Below are 14,735 nucleotides of genomic sequence, written 5' to 3' on the forward strand. Positions count from 1 at the left end.
GCTACTCCAGAGATACGGAGGATGATGGGATGAGACATCCGGAAACGCTCTCCTGACCGAGCTGTTCGAGACTCGGTGTTTCCAACACGACGCCGCCAGCCGCTAGACTCTTGGCCGTTTGATGGGCTGGACTGGTCCGTTATACCGCCCCAGCAGCGCATTCCAGCGGATGATCATCATCTCCCGCAACATCTGAATCCCGTCGCGAAGGTAGCTCATGCGACTGCGCTCGTCGTGCCCCCAGCTTACAGGCACTTCCTCGATGCGCAGACCGCGCTTGGTGGCAATGAACAGAATTTCAGGGTCAAAACCCCATCCCTCGATGGTCTGCAACTGGAAGACCGTCTGAGCCGCAGCCCTGGTAAATGCCTTGAACCCGCATTGTGTGTCCTTGAACGCGAGGCCCATCAGGGTCCTGGTCACCAGATTGAAACACCGTCCGAAGAATTGACGGTAGAGTGGCTGCCGGTGGGTCTGGCGATTGCGTTCCAGCCAGCGGGAACCAATGGCAATGTCCGCACCCCCGGCAATTGCCTGGAACAGCAACTCTGCCTCGCCAATCGGTGCCGAAAGATCAGCATCCGTGAACATGACAATCTCGCCCTGCGCCTGCAACAGGCCATTGCGAACACTATAGCCCTTGCCATGATTGCCTGGATTCTCGACGAGGCGCACTTCGGGTGCAGCAATGGCGAAGTCGAGGACCTGGCGCGCCGTTGTATCGGTCGACCCGTCGTTGACCACGATCACTTCCGCATTCCAGCCCTCACGACGGATGCACTCTACAACCTCCCGCAGCGTGGCGCCAATCCGCGCGCTTTCGTTATAGGCAGGTATGACGATACTGCAGGCGGGATAGCGACTCACGAAACGGGAACCTTTCTGGCTGACGGCAATACATTCCGGCAGAATACCTTGTCATCATACCGGAGCGGACCTGCCCATCACCGGATCTGCCAGAACAGGGAAAATTTGAGAAAAATACCTCCCAACCTGTTCAATTTGCACAACAAAGCACTTTTTTTGGGATGCCGGGGAGAATCCGGTTATGCTTGGAAGCGGAGGCGTTGGGCATGACTAAAGCAGACCTCGTTGAGAAGGTGACGCACCTTGGCGATTTGACCCGCCGTGACGGCGAAGTCATCGTCGAGACCATCTTCGACTCCGTCATTGCAGCTCTGCAGTCCGGAGACAAAATCGAAATCCGGGGCTTCGGCTCCTTCCGCATCCGGGAGCGCAATCCGCGCATCGGCCGCAATCCCAAGACCGGCGATCGCGTCGACGTTCCTGCCAAACGTGTTCCCTATTTCAAGCCTTCCAAAGAACTGCGTGATCTGGTCAATCCAGACGAAGCTGCAGCCGGATAGACAGCTCTGCGTGCCGCCCTCGGGCTCCGGTCGCCGCGCGGCCTGCATGGGGCAAGCTCCGGAATTGAGTTCTCCGGTAATTCCGCCGGGTGGCTGGTCGCGTGGGGAATGCCCTCGGCCGCTGAATTCGGCTAAAACCCTGGCCGGATACCGATTGCCGCCATCATCCGCCCGGCGTGGCCGCCAGAAGCGCGATGCGAGTAGAACAGCTCAGGGTGGCAAGCCGTGCACCCACCTGCAACCGAGATTGAGTCTCCTGCTAGTCCCGCCGCCAGCAACTGCCGGCGGTTGGCTTCAATCAGATCCAGATGCTGCTGGTCTCCGTTTCGAGAAAACAGCTCTGCGGCGTAATCGAAGTTCTCCGCGAACCGCCCCTCCACCTCACCGCCGATCACATAACAGCAGGCGCCTATCCCAGGCCCGATAGCCGCAAGCAGGTCACCCGGGCGCGAGCCGAATTGCGCATGCATCTGGGCGATCCCACGCTCGACGATGCGCGTAACGGTGCCCCGCCATCCTGCATGAAACGCTGCCACAGCCTTCTTAACCGGATCCACCACCAACACAGGAATGCAGTCCGCGGTAAGAATGCCTAACAGCAACCCAGGTTGGTCAGTCATCAGCCCGTCCGCCTCGCATCCTCCGGACTCGACCCCGCCCGCGACAACCGTCACATTGGAATGAATCTGCCTGACCGTGACCAGCGGCGTCTCCGGATTACCCGTTACCGCATGGAGAAATCGACGCCGGTTTTCCCGCACATCCTCAGCCGCATCTGCCTGCGTGAATCCGAGGTTCAAATCGGTGGCACCTGAAGAGTAGGCGCGGCTCACGCCACCCAGCCGGGTGCTGAAACCATGCCAGAGCCATGGCAGATTTTCAAATTGAGGCACCGTCAATGGCGAAACCCCATTTGCAGATGCCATGGGAAGATCGACGGAGCTGGCAAAGGACTTCACACGCCTATCTTAAACCGGCTGGACGGAAACAGAGCCCAGACGAGCGTTGGGCCCGCCTTCCGGCGGGCCCACTCGAGAGGCATTTTAGATGGGAGTTTCTGTGGATCGGGGGATGGGAGTCTGTTTCCAGACCAACAACGGAGATAGAAGCGCTTTGGCGGGAAAGTACTACAGCGGTTGCCTCTGCTGGTTATTCATTCAGATGCATCGGAATGCGAAGAGTTGCCCAAGTCTGCAAAAAAAATCGTGTATCGCCCAACTATGTATCCTCAGTGCCGCGAGAGTCCCTGGTTACCTATTACCCAAAAAGGCACCCTGTTTACTCATTGTGCATATCGCCCCTTGCGCCGCTGATTACCACGCGGCAAGCTGAGAAGTATATGAAGCGGATGTATCTCTATCTGATCGCTGTACTTGTGTTCATCGGGGCGGTCTACGTCTGGAGATATCGCACTGACCTCGACTTCCTTCGAGAACTGCTCCCCAGCCGGTCAGCGGACGGGCAACTTGCGTCCGGAAAGCAACTGGAGTGGCGACCGGTGGACGAGTCCGATCAGGGTTTCAAATTGGAGATGCCGGGAGATCCGAAGCAGGTCGTCGTGCAGGCGACCAGCGAAACCGGAGCAAACGAACCGATCAGCATGCTGATGGTCAAACCCGACTCCGATCGAACCTACGCCATCGCATGGGCCGAGAAGCCGCCCGTCGCTCGCATGAACGATCTGGTCGCCGACAAGACTCTGGATCAGGCCCGTGACGGCGCACTTGGACGCTCAGGAACGACGCAGGTAAGCGAAATTCGCACCAACCCCCAGGGCTACCCGGGACGCGACGTCGTCAGTCACAACGCCGGAGGCGGCATCATGGATACCCGCTTCATCTACGCTCGCCCAAGGCTCTATATGCTGATCGCGACCGCCCCATCCCCCGCCGCGCGCCACGAAGACGAAGTGATCCACTTCTTCAACTCATTCAGCATCGCCAGCAACACGCAAATTCCGGAAACAATTCCTGCCGCGACCACCCAATAGGTTCTACTTCGGACGCGCTACCTTGGCCACGATATAGGTAATCAATCCGGCCGGCAAAAACCGCACGAGAAAGGCCGTAGCCCGTCCGCCAAAGTATGGAATGATCGTCCGCTTGCCAGCGGCCAGCGCAGCAATCCCCAGCCGCGCTACCTGCTCCGCCGACTGAATTTTCCTGTCTTTGAATTTCGCAGCGCCCGCCACGTCAAAAAATTCGCTCTCCGTCGGCCCCGGGCAGAGCGCAGTCACCTTCACGCCTGTGGGAGCCAATTCCTCCGCCAAACCCAGCGCGAAGTAGCGGTCAAAAGCCTTGGTCGCCGCATAGGTTGAGAGAAACGGTACAGGCTGAAAGCTTGCCGTGGAAGCCACCACCAGCACCCATCCCCGGCCGCGCTGGACCATCGCGGGAACAAACAGCCGTGAGAGATGCACCACCGCTTCGCAGTTCACCTGCACCTGGCTCAACTCTGTCTTTAAATCACATTCGGTGAAATTGCCGTACACACCAAGGCCGGCATTGTTGATGAGGATCTCAACCTCAAGACCGGCGCCGGCCGTTGCGTCAAAAATAGCCTGTCGATCCTCACGCTGGGTCAGATCCGCCGTGACCAGGCGAACCTCGGTGCCTTTGGCCTTGAGCTCCGTAGCCAGAGCCTCCAGGCGATCCCGCCGCCGTGCGGTGAGAATCAGCTTTGCGCCATGCGAAGCCAATTCCCGCGCCAATGCCACGCCAATGCCGGCGCTGGCCCCAGTCACCAGCGCCCATTTCCCTTTCAAATCCGCAACACTCGCCATTCCGAGATCATAACGGATGGACGACACCCACTCAGGGACTAGCCGGCAACCGCCGCAAACTCCTCATTGAGCCAATCGGAGAACGCTGAAAAATCCTCATCCCGTCCGAGGAAGTCGCGAACCATCTCCCGCCCCGGCTTCGACCCTCCCTGCTCAATGACCGTTTTCCGGTATTTCGCCGCAGCCTCGCAACCCAGCAAATCCTTCGGATCAAACTGAGCGAAGAAGTCCAGCGCAATCACCTTGTCATACGCATAGGTGTAGTAGTTGGACGTGTAGCCCATCAGGTGGCCAAAGCTCGCATACATGCGGTTGCCCTCGATCCACTCCCACGGCAGCAAGCTTCGGTAGAGCGACTTCGTCACCCGGTCCAGATCGATCCCCGCCGGATCCTGGTCATGCAGATCGAGCGAAAGCGTCGTGTAATACAACTGAGTCCGCATGCCGTCCGCGCGGCCAAAGGCATCCGCCAGATTCATCTTCCGAATCAGCTCCTCCGGCAGCACCTCACCCGTCTCATAGTGGCGCGCAAAGCTCTGCAACAGCCCGGCATCGCGGAAAAGCTCTTCCAGCAACTGCGACGGCACCTCAATGAAGTCGCCCTCAGTCGCAAACCCCGACAACCCGGCCCATTCCGTATGACCACCCACCAGCGCATGCATCAGGTGCCCAAACTCGTGGAGATACGTGACCACATCGCGATAAAGCATCAGCCCCGGTTCGGTCACCTTGCCGTCAGCATCCACCACCGTCTGCGGGAAGTTGCAGATCAGTCCCGCCTCGGGCAAATAGCGGCCCTTGACTCCGGTCACCACGCCGGTAGCGGAGAACCACTTATCCTTGCCATCGCGCGGATGCATATCCAGATAGAACCGGCCAACCTGAGCCTCCCCATCCTTGCTCCAGACATCCCAAACAGTGCAGTCCGCATGCCAGCCCGCTTCCGTCGAGCGCTGAAACTTCACTCCAAACAAACGCTCCGCTGTTGCCAGCACACCCTTTTCCACCTCGGCGTACGGAAAGTAAGGCCGCACCGACTGCGAATCGAAGTCCAGAGCCTCACGCTTGTATTGCTCGAACCAATACCCCCGGCTAGCCGCATTCAGCGTCTTCACCTCAGGGCGCCGCTTCTGTGCCAGCTCGAGCACCATGCCGAACTCGCGTTCTGCGCTCTCGCGGCTCGCCTCTTCCAGCTGCGCAATAAAGCTCCGCACATTCGCCGCCGACCCGATCATCTGGTCCGCCGTAGCCAGGTTGGCCCAGCTCGAAAATCCCAGAACCGTCGCAATCTCCTGCCGCACCGCCAGCAAGTCCAGCAGAATCTGCTTGTTCTGCGGATAAGCCCGGCTGTGGTAAGCAATAAACATCCGCTCGCGCAGCGCATCACTCTTGGCATACGCCATCACCGGCTGCATGTCAGGCTGGTCGGTGCTCAGTTCAAAGTGTCCATTGCAATCTGGCTTGTGCCGCGCCAGATAGTCGGCCGGAAGCCCATCCAGCTCCGCCGCATCCGTCACCAGTACCTTGCTCTGGTCCTCCTGAATATTCCGGCTGAACTCGAGCGCCAACCCCGTAGCCTTGTCATACAACGCCCGCACATGCGCGCGAGTCGCTTCATCCTTATCCACACCCGCCAGCCGGTAGCTCAACAACGTCCGCTTCAAATAATGCTGCGTAGCCGCGCTGGCCCCCGTTGCATCAATCCCCGAAAGCGCGTCATATACCGGCCGGTTCAGCCCCAGCGCCGTATACGCCTGCGAAATCCGCTGTGCCTCCGTCTGCGCCTGGTCCCGCAAAGCCTTCTCAGCCGCCACAGAATTCAGAATCCCAGCCTGCGCGCTAGCCAGCCCAAGCTGCTCCAGGGCCACGTCATACAGCCGCAGCGAATTCTCCGGAGTCCGGGCACCCTCCACCACCAGCAGAGCCGCAAGCGCCGCCTCATGCGCCGCGAGCCGGTCCGAAACCCAGCCCGCAAATCCCTCTGCCGTCGGCTCCCCACCATCCCACGCATGAATCGCCGAATCCACCGCAGTCACCGAATCCTGTACCAAGCTCATAGCCACCCAACCTCCGCTTCCCGTTCCAAGTATCTAGGTTGCCACACCCAGCCGCATCTGCGCCAAATGCCTCAATTGCGCCCCGCCAACATCCGTCACTTGCGTTCCCGGCGTAGCCCCGTTAAGATGCCGCAATTGCCGTCATGCAGCATTCGACACTCATCTCGCCCGCTCTCCACCTCCGAACCCGGCTGGGCAAAGTCTGCGTCGCACTCTCCGCCCGCACCGTTCCCGAGCTGCTCGAACGAGCCAAAGCCACCCTCGCCGACTCCCAATTTCTCGAGTTCCGCCTCGACTCCCTCGACGCCCTCGGCCAGGCAGCGATCACTCTCGCGCCCATCAGCGCCTTCCTCGCTGACCACAAGGAAGTTACCGCCATCGCCACATGCCGCCGCAAAGCCCACGGCGGCAACTTCTCCGGCAAGCTCGCTGACGAGCTGGTAGCCCTCTCCGCCGCAGCCGAGGCCGGATTCGCCCTCATCGATCTCTCCATCGAGTCCGCCGAAGAAGCCTCCGCCGGCGCACTCGAACTGCTCCGCGAAACCCTCGATCAGTCCGGCACCGCCCTGCTCATCAGCTTCCACGACTTCCACGCCGCCGCCGACCCCGAAGCCGCCTTCGCCCGCATCCAGCGCTTCCAGCCCGACTTCATCAAGATCGTCAACACCGCCCTCACGCTCTCCGACAATCTCTCCCTGCTCGACTGGCTCAAACAGCGCTCCGGAGACGCCCAGGTCATCGGCATCGCCATGGGCGAGACCGGCATCGTCAGCCGCATCCTCGGCATCCGCGCCGGCTCGGCCTTCACCTTCGCCTCCGCGCCCGACGGCCACGAAACCGCCCCCGGCCAGATGACCGCCCGCACCCTGCGCGAGCTCTACAGAATCGACCAGATCGACCAGGCCACCAAGATCTACGGCGTCGCCGGCAACCCCATCTCCCACTCCCTCTCGCCGCTCATGCAGAACACCGCCTTCCGCCGCGAGCGCGTCAACGCCGTCTATCTCCCGCTCAAAGCCGAGTCCGGCCCAGCCGGCGTAGCCGACCTGCTCAACCTCTTTCACAAGCTGCCCCTCAGCGGCCTGAGCGTGACCATGCCGCTCAAGCTGCAACTGCTGCCTCACCTGGCCAACGTCGACCCGCTCACCGCCAAGCTAGGCGCCTGCAACACCATCCGCCTCGGCGCAGACGGCAAGCTCTACGGCTTCAACACCGACGTAGCCGGCATCATCCGCCCGCTCGAAAAGCGCATGACCCTCAAGGACCGCAGCATCCTCGTCCTCGGCGCAGGCGGAGCCGCCCGCGCCGCCGTCTACGGCCTCGCCGAAAAAGGCGCAAAAGTCTTCATCTGGAGCCGCAAGGAGTCCGCCGCCAAAGAACTGGCCGCCAGTTCCAACACCCGCACCATCACCGAGCAGCAGATCGCCGCCAACGAATTCGACGTCCTCATCAACGCCACACCCTGTGGCATGACCGGCAACCCACACCCGCTACCGCTCGAAGGCACTCCCTGGAAAGCCCGTGTCGTCTTCGACCTCGTCTACAACCCGCTGAACACGCCCCTGCTTCAAGCAGCCAAAGCCCGCGGCCTCCACACCATCCAGGGCGTGGAAATGTTCGTTCACCAGGGTGCCCGCCAGTTCGAGCTATGGACCGGCAAAGCCGCCCCGGAAGCAGAAATGCTCCGCGTAGTCCTGCACGCCCTGACCAATAAGGCGCACTAATCTAAATCAATTAACTCTGGCCCGCGCGTGTGCGGGCTCAGCCCGGCAATCTCCACCGTCTTGCCCGACCGCGCCGCCTTGTAGATCGCCTCCATGATCAGGTGATCCTGCAAGCCCTCTTCCCCCGGCGTATGCGGCTGCTTCCCATCCACGATGCACGAAGAGAAATGATCCATCTCCAGAGCAAACTGGTCCTTCTCTTCCACCTGCGGCTCAACCGCTTGTTCCTTGCCATCGTCCAGCCGCGACCACCGCAGCTTGTTCCCGTGATACGCAAACGCAGGACTCAACTCCGCCCACGCATCCGTGCCTTCCAGCCGCAGAGCCTGGCTCTTATGCACGTCGTAGCTGGTCGTACAGGTAGCCTGAAAACCATCCGCAAACTGCATGGAGAAACTCACGCTCGCCTCCACCTCGTGAAAGCGAGGATCATCCTTTGGCTGCCACATCTGCGCGCTGACTCGCACTGGCTCCTGCCCGGATAGAAAACGTGCCGCATTGATGCAGTAAAGCCCGACATCCGGCAGGCATCCACCTCCTGCCAGCGCCTTCTTCAGCCGCCACTGCGCAGGATCGCCCTGTTGCTGCGAATTGGTAGCCACAAACCCGCGCAGCTTACCCAGCTTCCCCTCACTCGCCATCGTGCGCAGCATCCGGTTATGCGGCTCATACTGCTGCCGGTAGGCAATCATCAGCTTCACCTTGGCCTGCGCGCAGGCTGCAATCATCCGCCGCGCCTCTGCGCTTGAAGTAGCCATCGGCTTCTCACAAAGAATGTGCTTGCCTGTCTTAGCCCCGCGCAGCACGTACTCCTCATGCATGCCATTGGGCAAAACGATGTAGATCACCTGAACATCATTGTTGTCAGCCAGCCGTTCATATTCGGCATAGCTGTACAGCGATGACTCCGGTACACCATACTGCGCGGCAATGCGACGCGCCTTGACGCGATCCCCACTCACCAGCGCCGTCACCCGCGAGTACTGCGAGTGGCCAAACGCAGGCAGAATCTGGTTGATCGACAGGCGGCCCAAGCCGACAATTGCGTACCCAACACGTTTGTCTGGTGGCAGAAACGGACCAGGTGCCTTCTCGTCCTGCTCGGAAGGCCCATGGATCTGCGACAACTGTACGAAGTTTTCTCTGGACTGTTCGAGCGAAGCAGCCAGCTGCGACGATGGCTGTCCCGTTCCCTGACCGACAGCCTCTCCTGAAGCGCCAAGGGCGAAAGCAGCAGCAGCGGAAGAAGAAGCACTCTGAAGAAATTGGCGGCGCGAAAGTGAAGCGACAGAGGAGAAGTTTGCCATGATCGCTCTGATGCCAGGCTCATCAGCGAAGTTGTCGATGCGGTCGCGCTCAGCCGCATCGATCTTTCATCTCTTTAAAGTTTGGCAGTCTGCGCAGCCCGAGCGATTCCACTACCCGGCGCCACAGGACCATGCCCAGGAGCCACCCGCTCCACCCGCAGTTCCGCCAGCTTGCGTGTGCTCTTCAGTGCCGAAGGCCTGTGCCACGTCGCCAACCCCGCCAGCGGAAACCACCACGGCCCAAACCCCGGAATATTCACCGACCCGCCAATCGTCAGCAACGCATCCCCGGCATACAAGGTCCCGTCACGCTCATCCAGAAAGCTCAAATGCCCCGGAGTATGTCCTGGCGTCGCAATCACCCTCAGCGATCCAAACATCTCGCCATCCTCCAGCAAGCGCGTCGGCTCCGTATCCGCGCCGGAAAAGGAGCCCTTCATATGGCAGGGCGGCTCACCCGGCAACAACATAAGATCCTGCTTTGGAGGCTTCGGCAGCATACGCGCTTCCCTGCGCCCAATCGCCACTTCGACCTTACCGCCTGAAGCAGACAGTTCAGCGACCACCACGTCCAGCGAACCAATATGGTCCACATGTGCATGCGTCAGCAGCACGCGCTTGATCGTTCCCGAACCCAGCGTTGGCGCCAGCTGCGCGGCAGCCTTCACAATGGCCCCTGCTGACCCGGACAATGCGGTATCCACAAGAGTCAAACCATCTGCTTCCTTCACCAGGTAAGCATTCACAAAGTTCAAGCGCGTCAGTTGATACGAGAGGGGCGATACGGGGCGAATCTTCAACAGAACCTCCAGCATTCCACCCAACTCTTGATGCGGCAGACGCCTCCGGGATTCTTGCTTAAGGCTAAGATGGAGGACTCAGTCGAGTTCGCGAGCCTTTGCAAGGGACAACAGCAAATAATTGTCGCCAATGCGCCGGTTCCGCCCGCTATCCTCTATTCCCTGCCCTCGCTTCTCTATATAGTGGAGGGGAAAGGCTTTCCATGAACGATCCGCAGCAATTTGGTTTGAGTGAACTGGGCCAGCGCGTACAAGCGATGAGCGACCCGGCTCCGGAACCGCGTCTGCGCCCCTATCAGGGAGGAGCCTCCTCATCGACACCGAACGGCCGCTCCGTTCCGTCGTCCGAATCCCCATCGACCGCGCCTTTTGAAACCGTGACCGCAAAGCCGCCAGCGAATCCATTTGCGCCTTACGGAGCGGTACCGCCTGCCGCACAGCCGGCTCCCGCTGAACCCTTCCACCCTGCGGCCGCCACCTCCAGTAACGGTCACAGTCCTGCTGGCGAATCGCCAACTGCCCATCCCGCTGCGCCGATCGCTTCCCTGCCAGAGGATCCGAACGCCCCCAAATCAGGTCTGCAGCGCGCCGTGAGCGCCGTTCGTTCCGCTTTGCCGCTCGTCCAACGCCTGCTTCCCCTGCTCGAAGGCAATTTTGCCAACGTGCTGGGGGCTTTGATGGCTCCTCAGCCCGGTACTCATCACCCTCAGCAACAGGTGAAAGTAGACCTGGAACCAGTCGAACGCGGCCTCGCCGAGGTTCGCACCAGTAACCGGGAACTGAAGACCCAGATTCAGGAACAGGGCACGAGCCTCAAGCGTGTCGAAGATCAGCTCGAGCGCGTACGCGAAGCCACCGACCGCAACACTCTTGAGCAGCAGGAACTGGTCGAAGACCTTCGTGCCGTCGGCAGCCGCATCAGCACTCTGGCCATCGTCGGCCTGGTGCTCCTGGTAGTCTCCCTGGGATTGAACATCTATTTCCTCATCCAGCTTCAGCACATTCTTCGTTAATCCAACGCGAATCCCGAGCCGCGTTAGATTTCGGCCTGCGACAAGCGGATGCAGTCGAGAATACGGTTACTTGCATCTATTTTCGCCATATCAAAAACTTGTACTACCTCCTGAAATTGAACTTAAATTTCTTGCTTCCATTTCGGGATTTCAGTATTTGATACATTGCCAGTCGTATTTTCCAGGGGCTAGTATTCGCCTAGCTCAACTCCCGCGGCACTACTTGCCATCCGGGTTAGCACATATCAAGCGGCATCATTGCGGATTTACTAGCTTTACAGAATTCATCAACGATGTAGAAAGTCATCAATCAGGCGGCGAATACCAACGCAGCCCAATGGAGTGTGTACGTTATGGCATGGTATGCCTATTGCATCGGTGAGAAACAAGCATTTCCAGAGTTAGCCCGGCATCGCAAACCCATCCCGCTTGAATCCGTACTTGGAGTCAGTGGAAACCAGGTCTTCCTCTACCCGGCAAGTGACTTAGCTATCGTCGTCAGCGAACACAATCCCGCCGAAATCATGAATCAAAAGGCAGGCGTCGATCACGCCAGAGTTATCGCTGACTGCTTCAAGCAATCCACCGTCCTCCCGTTCCGTTTCGGAACTGTCTTCCAAGACGACGAAAGCCTTCGCAAATCCATCCGCTCCAATCAGCGCCAGTTTCAGGGCAACCTCGAGCGCCTCCACGGCAAAACCGAGATGCACCTCAAGATTCACGTGGATGCCTGCTGCAAAGAGCAAGTCGATCAGGCTGCCAAGCATCTCCCGCTCGAAGGCGTAGGCAAGGAATATCTCTCCAACCTCCGCGAAAGCGCCACACGCCAGCGCGAACGCCAGACCCGCGCACGTGCCGTTAGCTTCCAGATGCACCGCATGTTCAATCCGTTGGACGAGGAAGTCAGCTGCCGGATGACCGAGAGCGGCAAGATGATGCTCGACATCGCCCACCTGATCGACCGCAAGTGCGTCGAGAAGTATCAGAACAAGTACCAGACCACCAGCGCCATGATGCGCGAGTGCCACATGCAGCTCTCCGGCCCGTGGCCCCCGTACCATTTCGTTCATCGTCTCACCCGCGGCGCCCATGTACCGGCTCAACCGCATGCCCCGGCAGCAGCCACCCATGCGCAGCCTGCAGCAGCCTCACAGTCCCAGCCAGTCCTGGCCGCCGTCTAAGATAAGCAGCAATCACAGAACCGAAAAGCCCCGGCACTCGCCGGGGCTTTTTCTATTCCCTATTCCCTATTCCCTATTCATTGCTTCATTCCGCCGTGGAGGTACTGCGGCCGCCTTTGCGTGACAAGATAAATGCTTTTCGCCTATCCTTCGCCGCGCCGTCGATCTTCCGCCAGAAGCCGATAAAGTAGTCCACTGCGGAAATGATCGAAACCAGCGTGGCAAAGTAGATGGCCACATACGCCGTCCACTCGACCGGCACGACGAGTGGGCCGAAGTTCCACTCGTACCATCGATGCGCCAGGATCGCCGAAACCACCGCGACAATCTGGATCACAGTCTTCAACTTGCCAAGATCGCTGGCCTGAATCGTGAAACCCTCGGAAGCAGCGATCGAGCGGAGGCCAGAGATCAGGAACTCCCGCCCGATAATCACGACGGCAATCCACACCTTCACGACAGACGGGTTATAGGCAACCAGCTCAATGAAGGCTGCGGTGACCATGATCTTGTCAGCCAGGGGATCGAGCAGGATGCCCATGGTGGTGATCTGCCCGCGGCTGCGCGCCAGGTATCCGTCCACGCCATCGGTGATCGAAGCAAGAATGAAGAGAATCGAAGCCGACGTCTCCTGCACGCCGTAGACATCCCGCCAGGGGAAATAGGGCGAGAGGATCCAGAGCCACAGCGGGATCATGACGATGCGGCTCAGCGTGATGGAGTTGGGCAGATTCAAGTTTCGGGTCCGAAAAACTGGAATTGGAAGCGTCCAGCCTTAGGGGGATTATATGCGTCCCTTGCGTTCGCACCGAAATTGTTCCGCGTGGAACAATTTCGCCGGCCCGGAGCTCCAGTTGGCTGTCAAGTATTTTTGTTGGAACTGACCTGTTTTGAACGACTTGCATTTGCGTGGAATTATGCCTGTTTGTGCATTAATAGAGGAGCGGCATAGGCCTTGGCCTATGCCGCATCCTTTTTGGAGAAACCAATGCCGCAAACCGAGTCTGAAACCGCAAGAAAGGCCAAGCTGTTTCGCAATGGCCGCAATCGCGCCATACGCATCCCGCGCGAATTCGAATTCGCAGCGGATGCTGTGTTTATCGCAAAGCGCGGCGACGAACTGATCCTTTCCGCGCGGCCGCTGAATTGGTCTGGGCTAGTGCATTCGAAAGAAGTGGCGACTGAGAATTTCCTGCGTAAACCGTCCTCCAGCCGGGCGTGGGGCGGGCTGTGAAAAGCGATCCTTCATCCTGCAAATACCTGCTGGATGCGGCCACGTGCGCGGCCATCCTGCGGCGCACCGATGCTGCGGATCGAGCGGTTCTGGACCGGTTGACCGGGCATGCTGTTGCGGCGGTTTGCATCTCTTCGGTGACGCTGGCCGAGCTGATGTATGGGGCGGAGGTCTCGCGCCGCTCAGCGCAGGAGCGAACGGCTATCGACGTGTTTCTGCGTCATGTTTCCGTGCTCGATTTTCCGCAAAGCGCGGCGGAGCACTACGGCATGGTGAAGATGGTGCTGGAGCTGTGCGAACTGCACGCGACTGCGGAGGAGATGCTGGCAGCGGCGCATGCGCGAAGTCTCGGGATGACGCTGGTATCGCCCAGCGCTCGCGATCTGGCGCGTACGCCGGACTTGTCAGCGGAGAGCTGGTAAGGAAGGATTGCGCAGGCGCTGTTGTCCGACTTTGTTCTGTATCTTTTCAGTGGTAGAGATTCCAGGGAGCACGTCTGCTCCACCCGCTGATTCTCAAGGCGCGGGTTTACCTCCCATATGCCGACATATCGGTACTAACGCACGTCGGTGCGTGTATTGGCGATGTGCCATGAAGGTGAACGACGTTGACGACAACGGGCCGAACTAATGCTTCAAACTAAGACGCCAGTGAATCTCGGCAGTTACTTTTGTGAACTGCTTACGGCAAGCCGGCATAAACGACTAATCCTCTAACAGGAGAATCAGAAGTTCCTTAATCAGCGAACGGAGTTCGGGAACATCCTTCACTACGATCTTGAATCCACGAACAGCGCCTGAAAGAATGCGCGCCGTCTTCTCGGCGGAGACCTTTGGCTTAGCGCTCTTGAATTTGGAGTGTGACTTGAGGACTGGAACGATAATTTTTTCAAAAGATCGATAACCTTGATTGACAGAATCTTGAGCGAACCCAAAAGTACTCTCAAGGAGTTCTGCCGCTTCGCTGGAAGCTCGCATCCTTTCGAAAGATCGAACCGTCCAGAGCTCAAAAGCGGTTCGAAGCTTTTCCTCGGGTGTCTTAAGCTGACCTATTTTGCTTTCAATCTCAATCAGCGTCTCTTTGACGAAACGCTCGTATACGCCCTTAAAGATCTCCTCCTTACTATCGAAGACCAGATAAAGAGCGGGCCTTGAAATGCTTGCAGCCTCGGCGATATCGTTCATCGTTACGCGTTTGTATCCGTAACGGAGAAACACATCGAGAGCGGCAGCGAGTACCTTGTCTCTTTTTGCAAGATCCATCTCTCGAC

At 59.1% G+C, this 14,735-nt stretch carries 15 protein-coding genes; 7 read left to right on the forward strand and 8 right to left on the reverse strand.

Annotated elements, in window-relative coordinates; all coding sequences use genetic code 11:
• Nucleotides 1–102: 102 nt before the first annotated feature.
• Entirely contained in the window at nucleotides 103–867 is a 765-nt protein-coding gene (locus tag AC5S27_RS17160; protein WP_493935788.1) for a dolichyl-phosphate beta-glucosyltransferase, read from the reverse strand.
• Between the two features lie 206 nt (nucleotides 868–1,073).
• Here AC5S27_RS17160 and AC5S27_RS17165 point away from each other — a divergent pair, with 206 nt between their 5' ends.
• On the forward strand, nucleotides 1,074–1,367 hold the full coding sequence (locus tag AC5S27_RS17165; RefSeq protein WP_493935789.1) for an integration host factor subunit beta: 294 nt from the start codon (nucleotides 1,074–1,076) through the stop codon (nucleotides 1,365–1,367).
• 131 nt (nucleotides 1,368–1,498) lie between these two features.
• Here AC5S27_RS17165 and pgeF read toward each other — a convergent pair whose 3' ends face one another.
• Nucleotides 1,499–2,293 carry a peptidoglycan editing factor PgeF gene (pgeF, locus tag AC5S27_RS17170; RefSeq protein WP_493935790.1) on the reverse strand — a complete coding sequence of 265 codons (795 nt, stop codon included), beginning with the start codon at nucleotides 2,291–2,293 and terminating at the stop codon, nucleotides 1,499–1,501.
• Between the two features lie 413 nt (nucleotides 2,294–2,706).
• Here pgeF and AC5S27_RS17175 point away from each other — a divergent pair, with 413 nt between their 5' ends.
• Entirely contained in the window at nucleotides 2,707–3,357 is a 651-nt protein-coding gene (locus AC5S27_RS17175; RefSeq protein ID WP_493935791.1) for a hypothetical protein, read from the forward strand.
• 3 nt (nucleotides 3,358–3,360) lie between these two features.
• Here AC5S27_RS17175 and AC5S27_RS17180 read toward each other — a convergent pair whose 3' ends face one another.
• Together AC5S27_RS17180 and AC5S27_RS17185 are read right to left on the reverse strand one after the other, a co-directional pair.
• Nucleotides 3,361–4,149 carry an SDR family NAD(P)-dependent oxidoreductase gene (locus AC5S27_RS17180; protein ID WP_493935792.1) on the reverse strand — a complete coding sequence of 263 codons (789 nt, stop codon included), beginning with the start codon at nucleotides 4,147–4,149 and terminating at the stop codon, nucleotides 3,361–3,363.
• 38 nt (nucleotides 4,150–4,187) lie between these two features.
• Nucleotides 4,188–6,206 carry a M3 family metallopeptidase gene (locus tag AC5S27_RS17185; RefSeq protein WP_493935793.1) on the reverse strand — a complete coding sequence of 673 codons (2,019 nt, stop codon included), beginning with the start codon at nucleotides 6,204–6,206 and terminating at the stop codon, nucleotides 4,188–4,190.
• A gap of 143 nt (nucleotides 6,207–6,349) precedes the next feature.
• On the opposite strand from AC5S27_RS17185, the gene aroE reads away from it, so the two are divergent.
• The gene (gene aroE, locus AC5S27_RS17190) at nucleotides 6,350–7,930 is read left to right on the forward strand and encodes a shikimate dehydrogenase (protein ID WP_493935794.1); all 1,581 of its coding nucleotides are present in this window, start codon (nucleotides 6,350–6,352) and stop codon (nucleotides 7,928–7,930) included.
• Here the strand turns inward: aroE and AC5S27_RS17195 are convergent.
• Both AC5S27_RS17195 and AC5S27_RS17200 read right to left on the reverse strand, forming a co-directional pair.
• Nucleotides 7,927–9,237 (reverse strand): Gfo/Idh/MocA family oxidoreductase, encoded by a 1,311-nt coding sequence (locus tag AC5S27_RS17195; protein WP_493935795.1) that lies wholly within the window; start codon nucleotides 9,235–9,237, stop codon nucleotides 7,927–7,929. The genes aroE and AC5S27_RS17195 overlap by 4 nt on opposite strands.
• Nucleotides 9,238–9,311: 74 nt before the next feature.
• Nucleotides 9,312–10,037 (reverse strand): MBL fold metallo-hydrolase, encoded by a 726-nt coding sequence (locus tag AC5S27_RS17200; protein WP_493935796.1) that lies wholly within the window; start codon nucleotides 10,035–10,037, stop codon nucleotides 9,312–9,314.
• A gap of 203 nt (nucleotides 10,038–10,240) precedes the next feature.
• On the opposite strand from AC5S27_RS17200, the gene AC5S27_RS17205 reads away from it, so the two are divergent.
• Nucleotides 10,241–11,050 carry a hypothetical protein gene (locus AC5S27_RS17205; protein WP_493935797.1) on the forward strand — a complete coding sequence of 270 codons (810 nt, stop codon included), beginning with the start codon at nucleotides 10,241–10,243 and terminating at the stop codon, nucleotides 11,048–11,050.
• 353 nt (nucleotides 11,051–11,403) lie between these two features.
• Nucleotides 11,404–12,231, forward strand: a complete 828-nt coding sequence (locus AC5S27_RS17210; RefSeq protein WP_493935798.1) for a GvpL/GvpF family gas vesicle protein — start codon at nucleotides 11,404–11,406, stop codon at nucleotides 12,229–12,231.
• Between the two features lie 85 nt (nucleotides 12,232–12,316).
• Here the strand turns inward: AC5S27_RS17210 and pgsA are convergent, their stop codons facing one another.
• Nucleotides 12,317–12,967, reverse strand: coding sequence for a CDP-diacylglycerol--glycerol-3-phosphate 3-phosphatidyltransferase (pgsA, locus tag AC5S27_RS17215; protein ID WP_493935799.1), 651 nt, complete (start codon nucleotides 12,965–12,967; stop codon nucleotides 12,317–12,319).
• 252 nt (nucleotides 12,968–13,219) lie between these two features.
• Between pgsA and AC5S27_RS17220 the strand changes: the two genes are divergently transcribed.
• Complete coding sequence (locus AC5S27_RS17220) at nucleotides 13,220–13,465, forward strand: antitoxin (protein ID WP_493935800.1); 246 nt, start codon at nucleotides 13,220–13,222, stop codon at nucleotides 13,463–13,465.
• Nucleotides 13,462–13,887: a PIN domain-containing protein gene (locus tag AC5S27_RS17225; protein WP_493935801.1), complete on the forward strand. Its 426-nt coding sequence runs from the start codon at nucleotides 13,462–13,464 to the stop codon at nucleotides 13,885–13,887. The genes AC5S27_RS17220 and AC5S27_RS17225 overlap by 4 nt, the downstream gene beginning before the upstream one ends.
• Before the next feature lie 282 nt (nucleotides 13,888–14,169).
• Here AC5S27_RS17225 and AC5S27_RS17230 read toward each other — a convergent pair whose 3' ends face one another.
• The gene (locus AC5S27_RS17230) at nucleotides 14,170–14,727 is read right to left on the reverse strand and encodes a TetR/AcrR family transcriptional regulator (RefSeq protein WP_493935802.1); all 558 of its coding nucleotides are present in this window, start codon (nucleotides 14,725–14,727) and stop codon (nucleotides 14,170–14,172) included.
• Nucleotides 14,728–14,735 lie beyond the last annotated feature (8 nt).

The sequence above is a fragment of the Acidicapsa borealis genome (genome assembly GCF_059115245.1).